Here is a 16,542-nt window from a genome sequence, read left to right as displayed (position 1 = left end):
CGGCCGGAGCCGGGTTTCCTGGGACGACATGGCGCCTCCCTGCGCGGCGTGCGCTTACTGGCGCGCGACCAGGCTGACGCCGGTGTAGCTGCTTTCGCCGACCAGCTTGATGTAGTACGTGCCGGCCTGCGGCGCGGTGAAGCGCACCGTCTCGTTGTTGCCCGGGCGGGTCGACTTGGCGTCGGCGTTGCCGGCACTCGGCTCCTTGCCGAAGCTCACGTACAACGACACGTTGCCGCTGCCGCCGTAGGTGAGGAAACTCAGCACCGCACCGGCCTTGGCCTCGAAGCTGTACAGCGCCTCGTTGCCGGCGGCGCCGGCCAGGCCGGCCACTGCCACCTTGTTGGTCAGTGCGGTGGCCGTCGGCGCGCACTGCTCGGTGGCCGGATCGCACGGCTCTTCCAGCGCCTTGGCCAGCGCGGCCTTGGCATCGACGATACCGGTGCCGATCGGGGTGCTGGACGGGATCGACACCGGGAACGGACGCGCGGTCTGCTTGAGCAGGGTCTCCAGCGCCGCCGGGGTCAACGGTGCCTTGCCCGCAGCGATCAGGGCGCTCTGCACCAGCGCCGCCACCGCGGCCACGTGCGGCGAGGCCATCGAGGTGCCACCCAGGCCCATGTAGGTGTAGTTGCCGGAGGTCGGCGTGGTCGCACCGCTGTAGCCGTTCTGCCAGATGTAGCCGCCCGGGTTGCCGTCGACGCTGCCGCCGCCGCCGGGACCGGACAGGTCCACCTTGGCGCCATAGTTGGAGTAGTAGGTGATGCCGCCGGTGATGCGGGTGGCGCCGACCGCGATCACGTTGTCGCAGCTGGCCGGGCTGAAGTTGGCGGCGTTGGCGGTGTTGTTGCCGGCGGCCACCACCACCGTGGTGCCGCGCGACACCGCGCCGTTGATCGCGTCCTGGGTGACGCTGTCGCAGGCGCCGCCGCCGCCCAGGCTCATGTTGATGATCTCGGCCGGGTTCTGGTTGGCCGGCACGCCGGACACGGTGCCGCCCGAGGCCCAGATGATGGCGTCGGCGATGTCGGAGGTGTAGCCGCCGCACTTGCCGAGCACGCGCACCGGCAGCACGGTGGCGTTGGGCGCCACGCCGGCCATGCCGATGCCGTTGTTGGTCGCTTCGGCGACGGTGCCGGCGACGTGGCTGCCGTGCCAGGAACTGTCGTCGGCGACGGAACCGGCGTAGCACTCGTTGTCGTTCTCGACCCAGTCGCCGTAGTCCAGCGCGCCCGGCACGCGGGCGTCCGTCGGACGCCGCGAGGTCGCCGCGTCGGAAATGAAGTCGTAGCCCTGCAGCAGGTTCACCGCCACGTCCGGATGGTTCGGCAGGATGCCGGTATCGAGCACCGCCACCACCACGCCGTCGCCCTTGGACACGTCCCACGCGGCCGGCGCGTTGATGCCGCCGGTGGCGTTGCTGTAGTGCCACTGGTACTGCGCGTACAGCGGATCGTTGGGCACGAACTGCGGCTGCACCTGCGCCTTGGCGCGCAACACCTCGACCGGCCGCAGCTTGGCGTCGACCTGCGCGTACTTCACCGCCGGGTCGGCGGCGATCTCGGCCACCACCTTGTCCAGGTCGGCCTTGCTCAGCTTGCCGGTCAGGCGGATCAGGTCCGCGCCGATGCCCAGGGTGCGCACGTACTCGGCGCGCACGCTGGCCGCGGCCGCGCGCGAGATGCCGTTGCCGCCGCCGAGGCTGGCGCGGCCCACCGCCGACTGCACCGCCGACAGCTTGGCGCTGCGGTCGCTGGCCGCGGCGGTGCCGGCGTTGTAGCGCACCAGGATGCGGTTGGAGGTCACCGCATCGGCCGGCGCGGACCTGCCCGGTTCCTTGACCGGCAGCGGCGCAGAAGCGCCGGCCGCGATCGCGCTCGAGGCTCCCAGCGACATCGCCAGCATGGCGGCGGCGATGGCATTGATACGAAGGTTTTGCTTGTCGATCACGTTGACGTCCTCTTCAAAGTTTCGTGGATCAGGCGACAGTTGCGGCCGTAAAACTCCCTTTTTCGAATCCGTTGGCCGGCCCAGCCAAGGTCCTGTGGTCTGCCCCCTCAGGCCATTGCGTGGCGGACGGCGGCACGCGCCGCCGTCCGCGATGGATCACCAGCCGAAACCGGCACCGATGCCGATGGAGCTGTCGTCGCTGCTGAAGGCACCACCGATGGTCACCGTGGCGCGGTCGCTGAAGGCGCGCTGGTAGCCCACCGACAGCGCCGATTTGCCGTTCTGGAAGCCGATGCCGGCGCCGACCCGGTTCTGGGTGCGGATGCCGGCGGCGCTGGTGGCCATGTTGAGCATGGCCGCACTCATCGCGCCCTGGCGGTCGATGCGACGGTCCTGGTCGCGCAACCGCGCATCGACGTCGCCGCGCAGCACCTCGAAGCTGTCGGCCATCGTGCCGAAGCGCGCATCGGTGTACGACTTGGCCGTGGCCACACCGTTGTCGAGCTGGCTCTTGTTGACCGCATCGGTGGCCTGGGTGCCGGCGGCAACGTTGGCAAGCTGGCGCTCGTTGCCGGCGCTGCCGATCGAGACCGTCTGCGCGCGATCGGCCACCGAACCCTGCCCCAGTGCGACCGCGCCCTGCGCCGTGGCGCTGGCGCCCTGGCCGAGGGCGGTGCCCGAGGCCGCGCTGACGCTGGCGCCCTCGCCCATCGCCACCGCGTTGGTCGCCACCGCCGCGATGTGGCTGTTGGCGCCCACCGCGGTGCTGCCGTCGGCGTTGACCTTGGCGTTGCTGCCGATCGCGGTGTCGTTGGGGCCGTGCGCATAGGCGCTGCCGCCGATCGCGGTGCCGGTGACGTCGTTGGCGCGTGCGGCGGTGCCGACTGCGGTGGCGCTGGAGGCCACCGCCGTGCTTTCGCCGACCTGCGCGGTGTCGATGCTGCCGGACACCGGCGTCGCTGCCGCCGCGGTTGCAGCGGTCGCGGCCGACGCCGCCGGCGCCGCTTCGGTAGCCTGCGCCGCCACCGCACTGGTGCCGACCATGCGCGCGCTGCGTGCCGCGGTGGCGCTGCCGCCGCTGCGCGCATCCAGTTCGCTGACCTTGCCGTCCAGCGCCGCCAGCGCCGCGCCGACGTTGTTGTAGCTAGCGCCCTGGATCACGTAGGTCGGCGCCACGAACACCCCTTGCGCGCCGAGCCCGGCGCCGCCGCCCAGGAACGTCGCCATGTTGCTCAGCGACTGATACAGCTGGCCGCCGTTGATCGCCTCGGTGCTGCCGGCGGCGACGCTGCCGGCGGTCAGGTTGACGATGCGCCGGGTGGCCGGGCCGCCGCGGCCGTTGCCGCTGCCCAGCGACACGGTGTCGGCCTCGTACACCCGCGAGCCGGCACCGAGCGCGACCGCGTTGTCCGCGGAGACGCCGGCATTGGCGCCGAGCGCGACGCCGTTGCTGCCGCTGTTGCGGACGAAGCTGTTGTAGCCCATCGCCACGCCGTTCTCGCCGATCGCATTGGTCTGCAGGCCGATCGCGGTGCTGCGCGCACCGGTCGCCGAGCTGCCGGCACCGCTGGCGGTGGCCCCGGCGCCGGCGGCGACGGCACCCACGCCCAGCGCGGAACTGCGCAGGCCGCTGGCGGTGGCGCCGGCACCGGCCGCAGTGCTGTCCACGCCGCTGGCGCTGGCCACCGCGGTGCCGGAACTCTGGAAGCGCGCGCTGGTGTCGCCGGCGGCGGTGGCCACCGCGTCCAGCTGCGCCTTGTTCACCGCATCGGTGGCGTTGACCGCCGCGCCGACGTTGGTGATGCGGCGCGTGGCCGGCGCGCTGACGCCGTTGCCGCCGCCCACCGACACCACGTTGGCTTCGCTGGTGCGCGCGCCAGAGCCCAAGGCGACGCTGCCGGCGCCGCTGGCCGAGGCGTTGATGCCCAGCGCCGTGGCATTGGTGCCGCCGTAGGCGAAGGCGTTCTGGCCGATCGCGGTGCCGCCCTGCGCGGTGGCCCAGGCGAACTGGCCGACCGAGGTGGTCTGCGCCGCGGTGGCCCAGGCCGAGGCGCCGAGCGCGGTCGCGTCCTCGCCGGTGGCGCGGGCGCTGTAGCCCAGCGCCGCGGCATACGCGCCGGACGCGGTGCTGCCCCAGCCCAGCGCCGAGGCGTAGTTGCCCGCCGCCGCCGCGCCGTAGCCGAACGCGCTGGTGCGGGTGCCGCTGGCGGTACTGAAGGCACCGACCGCGGTGCTGTAGTCGCTGCCGGCGGTGGCCTTGTAGCCGTCGGCGGTGGCCTGCAGCCCGCTGGCGATGGCGCCGGCACCGCTGGCGCTGCTGAACGTGCCGCTGGCCTGCGCACCCGCGCCCAGCGCGGTGGCGCCGGCGGCGCTGGCGGTGGTGGTGCTGTCGAGCAGCACATTGCCGTTCGCATCGGTGTAGTACAGCGAGCCGCCGATCGCGGTGCTGGATTCGCCGGTGGCGGTGGCGTTGTAGCCGGACGCGGTGGCATAGCGGGCGCCGGCCAGCGCGCCGCTGCCGAACGCCGAGGCACCGGTGCCGTAGGCGTTGCTGGCCTCGCCGGCGGCGGTGGCGTAGGTGCCTTCCACGTAGCTGCCGACATCGTCGGCCGGATCGCTGCCGCCGCTGGCCTTGAACTGCTTGCCGGTGGCATCGGCGGACTGCTTCACCGCCTCCAGCTGGGCGACGTTGACCGCGTCGGTGGCCTCGGTCCCGGCGGCGACGCTGGTGATCTGCCGCTCCTTGCCGGCGCTGCCCACCGAGACGGTGTTGTCGCGCGCCGCCTCGGAGTTGGCACCCAGGGCCACGCTGTTGACGCCGGACGCATACGCGCCGTAGCCGAACGCACTGGCGCTGTCGGCGCTGGCATAGCTGAGGCTGCCGAGCGCGCTGCTGAAGTCGGCGGTGGCGCCGGCACCCGCACCGAACGCGGCGCTGTTGGCGCCCGAGGCCTCGGCCGGGATCAGGCCGAAGAACGAGGTGCCGCCGACCGCCACGCTTTCCTCGCCGGAGGCCACGCTGTACTCGCCCACCGCGACGCTGCCGCTGCCGGAGGCGGTGGAGGACACGCCGACCGCGGTGCCGTAGCTGCCGGAGGCCAGCGCGCCATAGCCCAGTGCCGAGGACAGGTAGCCGGTCGCCTCGCTGTAGCCGCCCAGCGCGGTGGCGCCGGTGCCCGAGGCGGCGCTGCGGAAGCCGGTGGCCGTGGCCTGGTTGTCCGAGGCCACCGCTTCGTTGCCGGTGGCGGTGGAATAGGTGCCGCTGGCCTGCGCGCCGGCACCGCTGGCGGTGGCGCCGATCTCACTGGCCTGGGCATTGCTGCCGATGGCGATGCTGTTCTCGCCCGCCGCCTGGCTGGCATTGCCCAGCGCGATCGCATCGACGCCGCTGGAGACGGCGTTGAAGCCGATCGCGGTCGCCCCGGCGGCCACCGCATTGGCGCCGCCGCCGAGTGCGGTGGCGCCGTCGGCGGTGGCGTTGGCCGCCTCGCCGGCGGCCAGCGCATTGTCGCCGTCGACCAGTGCGCCGGCATCGCTGTCGGCGCTGCCGCTGGCCTGGAAGTACTTGCTGGTGGTCGCCGCCGCCTGCTTCACCGCGTCCAGCTGGGCGACGTTGACCGCATCGGTGGCCTCGGTGCCGGCAGCGACGTTGGTGATCTGCCGCTCCTGGCCGGCACTGCCCACCGACACGCTGTAGGCGCGGTCGGCGACCGCGCCGGCGCCCAGCGCCACCGCGTTCGCGGCGGTGGCTTCGCTGCCGGCGCCGAGGCTGATCGCGCTTTCCGCGTCGGCCACGGTGTTGGTGCCGATGGCGATGGTATTGACCTGGTTGCCCAGCGCCTGGAAGCCCAGCGCCACGCTGTAGTTGCCGTAGCCGAAGGCGCCACGGCCGACCGCGGTGGCGCTCAGCCCCGGCGCCCAGCTGTTGAAGCCGATCGAGGTGGCGCCGCTGCCGCTGGCCCACGCCCCGGTGCCGAACGCCGAAGCATTGGTGCCGGTGGCCCAGGCCGAGGTGCCGAACGCCGAGGCGCCATCGGCCGTGGCCCAGGCGTAGGCGCCGACCGCACTGGCGTCCTCGCCGCTGGCCCAGGCATTGTCGCCCTGCGCCAGGCTGTAGTTGCCGGTGGCACGCGCCTTGTAGCCGCCGGCGGTGCTGTGGTCGCCGGTGGCCTGCGCACCGTAGCCGGTGGCGGTGGCGACGCTGCCGGTGGCCTGCGCGCCCGCGCCGAGCGCGGTGGCGTTCTCGCCGGCATTGGCGCCGACCAGCACCGGCTTGCCGTCGGCATCGACGATCGGCTGGTTGTACTGGTCGTAGGCCTGGCCGCGGCCGCCGATGGCGGTGCCGCCGGTGCCGCTGGCACTGCTGCCGTTGCCCAGCGCCACCGCGTCATCGCCCATCGCCGCCGCGCCGCTGCCGAACGCCGCCGCGCCGGCGCCGTAGGCATTGGCCGCATCCCCGGCGGCCAGCGCGCCCTCGCCGTCGGCATAGGCGCCGACCGCGCCGCTGCCGCCATGGGCGAAGAACTTGGAGGTGCCTTCGGCGGTGGCGCGCACCGCATCCAGCTGCGCGAGATTGACCGCATCGGTGGACTGCGTGCCCGCGGCGACGTTGACGACCTGCCGCTCGCTGCCGGCATCGCCGACCGAGACCGTGTTGGCGCGGCGCGCCACCGAGTTGGCGCCCAGCGCCACGCTGTCGGCCGCAAACGCGGTGCTGTAGTAGCCGAGCGCGGTGCTGTTGGCGCCGCTGGCCCAGGCCTGCGCGCCCACCGCGCTGGCGAAGTCGCCCGGCGCGTAGGCGAAGTAGCCCAGCGCCGTGCTCTGCAGGCCGGAGGCCTCGGTCATGCTGCCGTTGGCGGTGGACTCGTCGCCCGAAGCGATCGCGCCGGCGCCGAACGCGGCGGCATTGGCCCCGCTGGCCTGGGTCTGCACGAACAGGCCCAGGCCCGGGATCAGGTCGGCCGGACCGCCGACCGCGACGCTGCTGGTACCGGTGGCCACGCTCTGCGTGCCGACCGCGGTGGCGTAGTCGCCGGTGGCATTGGCCACCGCACCGAAGGCCGATGCCTGCGCGCCGCCGGCGTAGGCGCCCACGCCCACCGCCGAGGCGGCGAACCCGCCGGCATCGGCGCTGGCGCCCAGCGCGGTGCCGCCGACCCCGGCGCTGGTGGCGCCGGTATCCACCGCCACCCCGCTCTTGGTGATCAGCGGCTCGCCATTGGCGTCCACCGCCACGCCACCGACCGCCACCGCCGCCGGCCCGGTGGCCTGCGCGTTGGTGCCGAAGGCGGCGCTGTTCTGCCCGGCCGCGACCGCGCCGCTACCCACCGCGGTGGCGCCGCTGTTGAGCGCGTCGGCACCCGCGCCGAGCGCAGTGCTGCCGTTGCCGATGGCATTGGCGGCCTCGCCGGCGGCCAGTGCGTCGTCCCCTTCGACGTAGGCGCCGGCATCGCTGTTGGCGCTGCCGCTGGCCTGGAAGTACTTGCCGGTGGTGGCCGCGGCCTGCTTCACCTCATCCAGTTGCGTCACGTTGACCGCATCGGTGCCCTCGGTGCCGGCGGCGACGTTGGCGATCTGCCGCTCCTTGCCGGCGCTGCCCACCGAGACGGTGTCGGCGCGATCGGCGACCGATCCCTGGCCGAGCGCGACGCTGCCGCTGGCCGCGGCCTTGGCGCCATAGCCCAGCGCGGTGGAGTCGTCGGCCTGCGCCCAGGACGCGGCACCGAACGCGGCGCTGGACGCGCCGTCGGCCGAACTCAACCAGCCGACCGAGGTGGAGAAGTCGCCGTTGGCCCAGGCGCCGGCGCCGAACGCGCTGCCGCCTTCGCCCTGCGCCTCGGTGGTGAACAGGCCGAGCACGCTGCCGCCGACGGCGGTGCTGGAAACGCCGCTGGCGAGGCTGGAAAAGCCCACCGCCACGGCATCGCCGCCGCTGGCGTTGGCGCCGTAGCCGAACGCGGAGGCGAAATCGCCGCCGGCCTGGCTGAAGCCGCCGGTGGCGGTCGCGGCCAGCCCGGTGGCGGCGGCGGAGAAGCCGGTGGCGGTGCTCTGCGTGCCGTCGGCGCGCGCCGCGGTACCCAGTGCGGTGGAGAACGCGCCATTGGCCTGCGCGCCGGCGCCGAACGCGCTGGCGCCCTGTTCGGCGGCGGTGGTGGTGCCTTCCAGCAGCACCTCGCCGTTCTCGTCGACGATCGACAGCGCACCGCCGACCGCGGTCGCCGAGGCGCCGACGGCCGTGGCGTTGCTGCCGACCGCGGTGGCATTGCCGCCCAGGGTGGTGGCGCCGCTGCCCAGCGCGCTGGCACCATCGCCGATGGCGTTGGCGCCTTCGCCGGCGGCCACCGCGTTGGCGCCCTCGACGTAGGCCCCGGCATCGCTGGCATCGCTGCCGCTGGACTGGAAGTACTTGGCGGTGGTGTCGGCGGTCTGCCTGACCGCGTCGAGCTGCGCCACGTTGACCGCATCGGTGGCCTCGGTGCCGGCGGCCACGTTGGTGATCTGGCGTTCGCCGCCGGCCTTGCCGACCGAGACGCTGTCGTCGCGGTCGGCCACCGCGTCGGCGCCCAGCGCCACGCTGTTGCGGCCCTGCGCGACCGCGCTATTGCCCAGTGCGGTGCTGTTGAAGCCGCTGGCGCTGGAGAAGCCGCCGACCGCGGTGGCGTACGCACCGGTCGCGTCGGCCGCCACGCCGACCGCGGCGCTGGCGACGCCGGAGGCGATGCTCTCGGCGCCCAGCGCGGTCGCGCCATCGCCACTGGCGGTGCTGTAGTAGCCGAGCGCGCTGGCCTCCACGCCGCTGGCTTCGCTGAGCGTGCCGCTGGCCACGCTGCCGTCGCCGCTGGCATTGCTGGCCGCGCCGGTCGCGGTGCTCTGCGCGCCGCTGGCGTTGCTCTCCGCGCCGACCGCGGTGGCGTAGTCGCCGCTGGCGCTGGCGTTGTCGCCGATCTGCAGGGCCTGCGCCTGGGCGCTGGTGGGCAGCGCCACGGCGCCGGCGCCCAAGGCCAGGGCGATCGCGCCGGCCAGGGCCAGGCCGTGTGCGCGTGCGGCACGGCGATCGCGGACGACCGCGCCGCGCGCATCCCCGCTGGCCAGTTCCGATGCCACCACCCACATCCCCAGTGCGTTGTTCCAGACCTTGCGATAAATCCGATTCATCGACGACTGCTCCTCAATTCGGCTGGTTTCGGTCAAAAAGCCACCCTCGCCCGGCGTTCCGGCCGGCCGACCCCCTGTCGGTTTTTTGGTGCCGCACGTCCCGACCGGGACGCGAGAGGCTCACGCCTGTCGCTGCTCGGAGCTGTAGATGAACCGAGGTGGAATGCGGAACTGACTCGAGTGTTAACTCGGCCTCTCAAGTACGTCAAGTTTTTGACTTGATGCGCCACGCGCCGTGACAAAGACCGCGAATTCAGCCTGGTTTCGTTAAATTTTCGATAAATATCAATGAAAACAACCAGGTCGCGCCAATTTTTCGGCACGAAGCTTGCCAGCCTTGACACGCGACGCGTCGGGCGATTTCGTTTTCTGTCAAGGACTTGACGCAAACAGCTGGTAGAGGCGCCAAAGCGCGTCAAGGCAGGGCGGGCGACGGCGCCAGACGGATGCGGATCGCGCCGATTGCGCGAAATGGGGCGAGCGGTCGCATGGCGGAGCGACCTGGGTGCCGGGCGACGGATGGGTGCTGCCGGGTTGCGGCGACACAGTGCAGAGCGCCGCGAGTGGGCGCGCGCCGCGCGCCTGGGTGCGACGGCGGATCCAGCACACCGACGCAATGACGCCAGCGCGCGACGCACCGCGACGTTGCGTGGGAGCGGCTTCAGCCGCGACCGGGCGCGATCAGATCATCCGAAGGCGGGATGGCCGAGGAAACCCACTCGACACACAGGAAAAATCACGGCATCGGCCCGTCAGACCGTCGGCTCGGCCGGCCTGGAGGCCGTCCTGCGTCGGGACTGAAGTCCCTCCCACATGGGACACAGCGACGCGCGATTCGGCGCATGCCACGCCACGAATCCCGGCACTGCAGTCTGCATCCCACAGCGATGGCAGCGCGGCACAGACCCTCGATCAACGCAGCCGGCAGCGCCGGCCCCAACATCGGGGCAGCGGGCGCTGCCGACGGCGCCCTGGCGGGCGCCATCGTCTGCTCGCGATCAGGTCGCAGAACACGTCACCGTCGGCGCCGACCGAGCAAGCGCGTCGCCATCGCGGCGAGCGCGCCAGGGGGCGGGTCAGCCCACCCACACCCGTGCGTTGCGGAACATGCGCAGCCACGGCGCCTCGTCCGGCCACTCGGCCGGATGCCAGCTGAGGTTGAGCGAGCGCAGGGTGCGTTCCGGATGCGGCATCAGGATGGTCACCCGGCCGTCGTCGCTGGTCAGGCCGGTGATGCCGTCGGGCGAGCCGTTCGGGTTCAGCGGGTACTGCGTGGCGACGGCGCCATGGCCGTCGACGAAACGCAGTGCCACGCGCGCGGCGGCCTGGTCCACGGCACTGTCGAATTCGGCGCGGCCTTCGCCGTGCGCCACCGCCACCGGGATCCGCGAGCCGGCCATGCCGCGCAGGAAGATCGACGGCGATTCCACCACTTCCAGCAGGCTGGTACGCGCCTCGAACTGCTCGCTGCGGTTGCGCAGGAAGCGCGGCCAGTGCTCGGCACCGGGGATGATGTCCTTGAGCTGGCTGAGCATCTGGCAGCCGTTGCACACGCCCAGGGCGAAGCTGTCGCTGCGCGCGAAGAACGCGGCGAAGGCATCGCGCAGCGCCGGCCGTTCCAGGATCGAGGTGGCCCAGCCGCGGCCGGCGCCGAGCACGTCGCCGTAGCTGAAGCCGCCGCAGGCGGCCAGGCCGACGAAGTCGGCCAGGTTCACACGGCCGGCGATCAGGTCGCTCATGTGCACGTCGAAGGCGCGGAAACCGGCGCGCTCGAACGCATTGGCCATCTCGATCTGGCCGTTGACGCCCTGCTCGCGCAGGATCGCCACCTTCGGCCGCTGGCCGCTGGCGATGAACGGCGCAGCGATGTCCTCGGCCGGGTCGAAGGCCAGCTTCGGCTTCAGTCCGGGCGCGGCGAAATCGCGCGCCAACGCGCGCTCCTCGGCGGCGCTGTCGGGGTTGTCGCGCAGCGTCTGCATGGCGTGGGTGACCGACCACCAGGCATCGAACAGCTCGTCCCAGCGCCATTCGGCCAGGGTCTTGCCGCCCAGGCCCACGCGCACCGCGGCGGCGGTGCTGGGGCGGGCGATGCGCTGCGCGCATTCGGTCAGCGCATGGCGCTCGATCAGGTCGGCGAACGCGGCGCGATCTTCCTTGGCGACCTGCACCACCGCGCCCAGTTCCTCGTTGAACAGGCTGCGGAACGGATCGTCGCCCCAGGCATCGAGGGTGATGTCCAGGCCCTGCCGCGAGGCGAACGCCATCTCGCACAGCGCGGCGAACGCGCCGCCGTCGCTGCGGTCGTGATAGGCCAGCAGCAAGCCGGCCTCGCGCGCATCGCGGATCAGTTCGAAGAACGCACGCAACCGCTGCGGATCGTCCAGGTCGGGCACCGCGCCACCGAACGCCGGCAGCGCGCCATCGCCATGCACCTGCGCCAGCACCGAACCGCCCAGGCGCTGCTTGCCGCCGCCCAACCCGATCAGCCACACCTCGCTCTCGGCCTCGCGCGCCAGCAACGGCGTCAGCTGCGCCCGCGCATCGGCGACGGGCGCGAACGCGGAGACGATGAGGGAGACGGGGGAGACGCTTTTGTGCGTGGCGCCGGGACTGGAGAATGGGGAATCGGGAATCGAAGAAGCGGCGGCATCGGCGGCGGACGCATCGCGCTTTTCCCCATTCCCGATTCCCGATTCCCGATTCACGGCCGTAACACCCCACTGCGCCTGCATCGACAGCGAGTCCTTGCCCACCGGGATGCTCAGGTCCAGCTGCGGGCACAGTTCCATGCCCACCGCCTTGACCGCGGCGTACAGGCGCGCGTCCTCGCCGTCGTGGTTGGCCGCGGCCATCCAGTTCGCCGACAGCTTGACCTGGTCCAGCGCCTGCACCGGCGCCGCGCACAGGTTGGTGATCGCTTCGCCCACCGCCATCCGCGCGGCCGCGGCGGCGTCGAGCAGGGCCAGCGGGGTGCGCTCGCCGATCGCCATCGCTTCGCCGGCGTGGGTGTCGAAGCCGGCCAGGGTGATCGCGCAATCGGCCAGCGGCAGCTGCCAGGGGCCGATCATCTGCTCGCGCGCGGTCAGGCCGCCGACGCTGCGATCGCCGATGGTGACCAGGAAGCTCTTCGCCGCCACGGTCGGATGCGCCAACACGCGCAGCCCCGCCTCGCGCAGGTCCAGCGCATCGGTGTCCAGCTCCGGCCAACGCGGTGCGGGCGGCTGGCGGGCGTCGCGGTGCATCTTCGGCGGCTTGCCGAAGAGCACGTCCATCGGCAAATCGATCGGATGCTGGGAATGGGGAGTGGGGAATGGGGAATGGGCAACAGCGGAGTCTGCCTGCTTTTCACCATTCCCGATTCCCGATTCTCCATTCCCACCGCCGAGGACACCGTAGCCCACGACGAGCCGTTCCTCGGCGGTCGCCACACCCACCGCGGCAAACGGACAGCGCTCGCGCTCGCACAGGGCGGCGAATTCGGCCAGGCGCGCCTGCGGCACGCCGAGCACGTAGCGTTCCTGCGATTCGTTGCACCACAGCTGCATCGGCGACAGCGACGGGTCGTCGCTGGGCACGCGGTCCAGGTCGATGATCCCGCCCACGCCGGAGTCGTGCAGCAGTTCGGGGATGGCATTGGACAGGCCGCCGGCGCCGACGTCGTGGAACCAGCGGATCGGGTTGTCCGCGCCCAGCGCCACGCAGCGGTCGATGACCTCCTGCACGCGCCGCTCCATCTCCGGGTTGTCGCGCTGCACGCTGGCGAAATCCAGGTCCTCGGCGCTGTCGCCGGAGGCCACCGAACTGGCCGCGCCGCCGCCCAGGCCGATCAGCATCGCCGGGCCGCCGAGCACGATCACCGCATCGCCGGGCTGCAGCGGGATCTTCTCCACCTGCACGCGGTCGATCGCACCCAGGCCGCCGGCCAGCATGATCGGCTTGTCGTAGGCGCGGGTCAGATCCTGCGTCTCCGGCAGCTCGAAGCTGCGGAAATAGCCGAGCAGGTTGGGCCGGCCGAATTCGTTGTTGAACGCGGCGCCGCCGAGCGGGCCGTCCAGCATGATTTCCAGCGCCGGGGCCATGCGCGGGTTGAGCGGACGCGCGCCCTCCCACGGCTGCGGCAGGCTGGGGATGCGCAGGTGCGAGACGCTGAAGCCGGTCAGGCCGGCCTTGGGCTTGCCGCCGCGGCCGGTGGCGCCCTCGTCGCGGATCTCGCCGCCGGCGCCGGTGGAGGCGCCCGGGAACGGCGCGATCGCGGTCGGGTGGTTGTGGGTCTCGACCTTGATGCAGAACGCCGACGGCGTCACCGCCTCGCTGCGGTACTCGCCGCTGGCCGGATCCGGGCGGTAGCGCGCGGCCGGATGCCCTTCCACCACCGCCGCGTTGTCGCTGTACGCGCTGAGCGTGTGCTGCGGCGTCTGCTGGTGGGTGTGCTTGATCATCCGGAACAGCGAGCGGTCCTGCTCCTTGCCGTCGATGGTCCAACTGGCGTTGAAGATCTTGTGCCGGCAGTGCTCGGAATTGGCCTGCGCGAACATCATCAGTTCCACGTCGGCCGGATCGCGGCCGAGCTCGCCGAAGCGCTGGCGCAGGTAGTCGATCTCGTCCTGGGCCAGGGCCAGGCCCAGGCGCGCATTGGCCGCTTCCAACTGGTCCAGCGGGATGCGCTCGACCTCGCCCCGCACCGGCGCCTGGAACAGCGCCTGCGCCTGCGCGGCGCTGTCCAGCAGCGACTGGGTCATCGGATCGTGCAGCAGCCTGGCCAGCGCAGCCTGGTCGGCCGCCGCCGCCGCTGGCCAGCCGGCCAGGTCCAGGCGGGTGCCGCGCTCGACCCGGCGGATCGCCAACCCGGCGCCGCGCACCAGTTCGGTGGCTTTGCTCGACCACGGCGAGCGCGTGCCCAGCCGCGGCACCACGTAGCGCGAGCAGGTGCCCGCGTCGGCCGGCGCCGGCGCGTCCTGCGCCTGCAGGATGCGCCGCGCCGCGACCAGGTCCAGCGATGCGGCGTTCTCGCCGTCGATGAAGTAGACGTGCCAGGCGCCGGCGATGCGCACGCCGGGAACCAGGGACTGCAGGCGGGTTTCGAGCCGAGCGCGACGGAACGGCGAAAGGGCGGAAGCGCCCTCGAGGACGATCATGTCCGGGGAACCGTGTGAGGAAACGGGCTGGCTATTGTAGCGGAGAGCTGGGAATGGGGATTCGGGAATGGGGAATCGGCACAGCCGGCCGCCGAGCGGGGTCGGCGCAAGCGGACGTACCGGTGGTTGGACGCCCGTTGCAATGGCGCTCTGGACACAAAATGCGGTGTGACGCCCGCGATAACGCAGCGGCAAAGACCGCGCCGATGCCCCAAAGGGGAGACACCGGCGTTAAACGCCGTGCCTGGGGAAAAACGAGCGCAGTCGCGCCCATTCCCGATTCCCGTTTCCCCATTCCCGGCCGCTCAGCGGCTTCCGCCAGCCTTGGTCGCTTCCGCCGCGCGCTGGTCCAGGGCTTCGCGCAGCTTGGCCGGGGGCAGGTAGCCGCCGAGCTGGGTGCCGTCCGGGGCGAAGATCGCCGGGGTGCCGTTGACGCCCAGGCGCTGGCCCAGGTTGTACTGCATGGTCACCGGGTTCTTGCAGTTGGCCGCGCTCGGCACCTTGCCGCTGGCCTTGGCGTCGGTCAGCGCCTGCTTCTTGTCCGCCGCGCACCACACCGCGACCATGTCCTTGTAGTCCTGGCTGCCCAGGCCCATGCGCGGGAACGCCAGGTATTCCACGGCGATGCCCTGCTTGTTGAGTTCGCCGATCTCGCTGTGCAGCTTGCGGCAATAGCCGCATTCGATGTCGGTGAACACGCTGATGGTGTACTTGGGATTGGCCGGGGCGAACACGATGCGGTCGGCGCGCGGCGCCGATTCCAGCAGCTTGCGGCGGTAGCTCAGCAGGCCCTCGCTGGAGGCGAACTGCTTTTCCTGGATGTCGAACGGCTGCGCCTGGAACAGGTAGCGGCCGTCGTCGGAGACGTACAGCACCTGGCCGCCGACCACCACCTCGCGGAAGCCGGGGAACGGCGCGGCGCCGATGTAGTCGGGCTTGAAGTTCGGGTCCAGCTGCAGCAGCGCCGCACGCACGCGCTGCTCGCCCGGGGCGCCGCTGGCGGCGGGGCTGGCCTTGGCCGCGGCGGCGCCGGGCGCCGGGGAGGTGGACTGTGCGCAGGCGGAGAGCGAAGCTGCGCCCAGCAGCGCGCAAAGAGCAAAACGGAGCATTGGCGATCCATGAGGGCTGCGAATCGCCCGATTGTCGCATACCCCCCACCGCGGTCCATGTAGACAGGCTGAGCGGCCATCGCGCGCCGCGACCGCGCTCACCCGCGCGGATGATGCTTGCGGTGCAGGCTCTGCAGGTGCTCGCGCGCGACCAGGGTGTAGATCTGGGTGGTGGACAGCGAACTGTGGCCGAGCAGCATCTGCAGCGCGCGCAGGTCGGCGCCGCGGTTGAGCAGATGCGTGGCGAAGCTGTGACGCAGGCCGTGCGGACTGATCCGCGCCGGGTCGATCCCGGCCACCGCGGCATAACGCTTGACCAGCCCCCAGAACTGCTGGCGGGTCAGCGCGCGCCGGGCGGCATCGATGAACAGCGGCACCACGCCGTCGCTGGCCGGCACCGCCTGCCCGGCCGCCAGCGCCGGCCGCGCGCTGTCCAGGTAGCACTGCAGCCAGTGCTGCGATTCCTCGCCCAGCGGCACCAGCCGCTCCTTGCTGCCCTTGCCGGTGACCCGCAGCACGCCCTGGCGCAGGTTCACCGCATTGGCCGGCAGATTCACCAACTCACTGACGCGCAGGCCGGCGGCATACATCAACTCAAGCATGGCGCGGTCGCGCAGCCCGGCCGGCGCGGTCGCGTCCGGCGCCGCCAGCAACGCATCGACCTGGCTCTCGGCCAGCGCCTTGGGCAGCGAACGCGGCAGCCGTGGCGGTTCCAGCAGCGCGGTCGGGTCGTCGCTGCGCTCGCCGCGGCGCACGCGCAGCGCGAAGAACGCGCGCAGCGACGACAGCCAGCGCGCATTGCTGCGCGGCGAATAGCCCAGTTCGGTGCGCCAGGCCAGGTAGTCGAACAGCGCCTGCCGATCGGCGCCGGCCAGGCCACCGCCCGCGCCGTCGCGCCAGCGCGCGAAACCCTCCAGGTCGCGGCGGTAGCTGTCCAGGCTCTGCCGCGCCAAGCCCTGCTCGGCCCAGGCAGCATCCAGGAACTGCTGGATCGCGACCGCATCGGCCTCGCGCAGCGGCGCGAGCCGTTGCGTCTGCTGGCGGCGCTCGGCGGGGGAATGCAGGGAGGGCATGCTGGGCGGGATTGGGGATTGGGGATTGGGGATTGGGGATTGGGGATTGGGGATTGGGGATTGGGGATTGGGGATTGGAAAAGCCTAGCCGCTTTGCCTGGGGGCGCAAGGTCGACGTGC

General features: G+C 72.2%; 5 protein-coding genes. All 5 read right to left on the bottom strand.

The window, feature by feature from the left end; all coding sequences use genetic code 11:
- Positions 1–54: 54 nt before the first annotated feature.
- Positions 55–1,950 carry a S8 family peptidase gene (locus tag Q7W82_RS06165; protein ID WP_242159749.1) on the bottom strand — a complete coding sequence of 632 codons (1,896 nt, stop codon included), beginning with the start codon at positions 1,948–1,950 and terminating at the stop codon, positions 55–57.
- Positions 1,951–2,106: 156 nt separating this feature from the next.
- A complete protein-coding gene (locus Q7W82_RS06160; RefSeq protein ID WP_242159748.1) occupies positions 2,107–9,105 on the bottom strand; it encodes an ESPR-type extended signal peptide-containing protein in 6,999 nt (2,332 codons plus the stop codon).
- 1,076 nt (positions 9,106–10,181) lie between these two features.
- Positions 10,182–14,240: a phosphoribosylformylglycinamidine synthase gene (gene purL, locus Q7W82_RS06155; RefSeq protein WP_242159747.1), complete on the bottom strand. Its 4,059-nt coding sequence runs from the start codon at positions 14,238–14,240 to the stop codon at positions 10,182–10,184.
- A 305-nt stretch (positions 14,241–14,545) separates the two neighbouring features.
- A complete protein-coding gene (locus Q7W82_RS06150) occupies positions 14,546–15,349 on the bottom strand; it encodes a DsbC family protein (protein WP_242159746.1) in 804 nt (267 codons plus the stop codon).
- 98 nt (positions 15,350–15,447) lie between these two features.
- Entirely contained in the window at positions 15,448–16,422 is a 975-nt protein-coding gene (gene xerD / locus Q7W82_RS06145; protein WP_242159745.1) for a site-specific tyrosine recombinase XerD, read from the bottom strand.
- Positions 16,423–16,542: the final 120 nt, after the last annotated feature.

This window comes from Xanthomonas indica, from assembly GCF_040529045.1.
GTDB lineage: Bacteria > Pseudomonadota > Gammaproteobacteria > Xanthomonadales > Xanthomonadaceae > Xanthomonas_A > Xanthomonas_A indica.
This window is presented reverse-complemented; position numbering and strand designations above follow the sequence as displayed.

Excerpts from the sequence above, each read along its gene's own strand:
- Q7W82_RS06160 (WP_242159748.1), bottom strand. The coding sequence starts at position 9,105 with ATGAATCGGATTTATCGCAAGGTCTGGAACAACGCACTGGGGATGTGG.
- Q7W82_RS06150 (WP_242159746.1), bottom strand. The coding sequence starts at position 15,349 with ATGCTCCGTTTTGCTCTTTGCGCGCTGCTGGGCGCAGCTTCGCTCTCC.
- xerD (WP_242159745.1), bottom strand. The coding sequence starts at position 16,422 with ATGCCCTCCCTGCATTCCCCCGCCGAGCGCCGCCAGCAGACGCAACGG.
- purL (WP_242159747.1), bottom strand. The coding sequence starts at position 14,240 with ATGATCGTCCTCGAGGGCGCTTCCGCCCTTTCGCCGTTCCGTCGCGCT.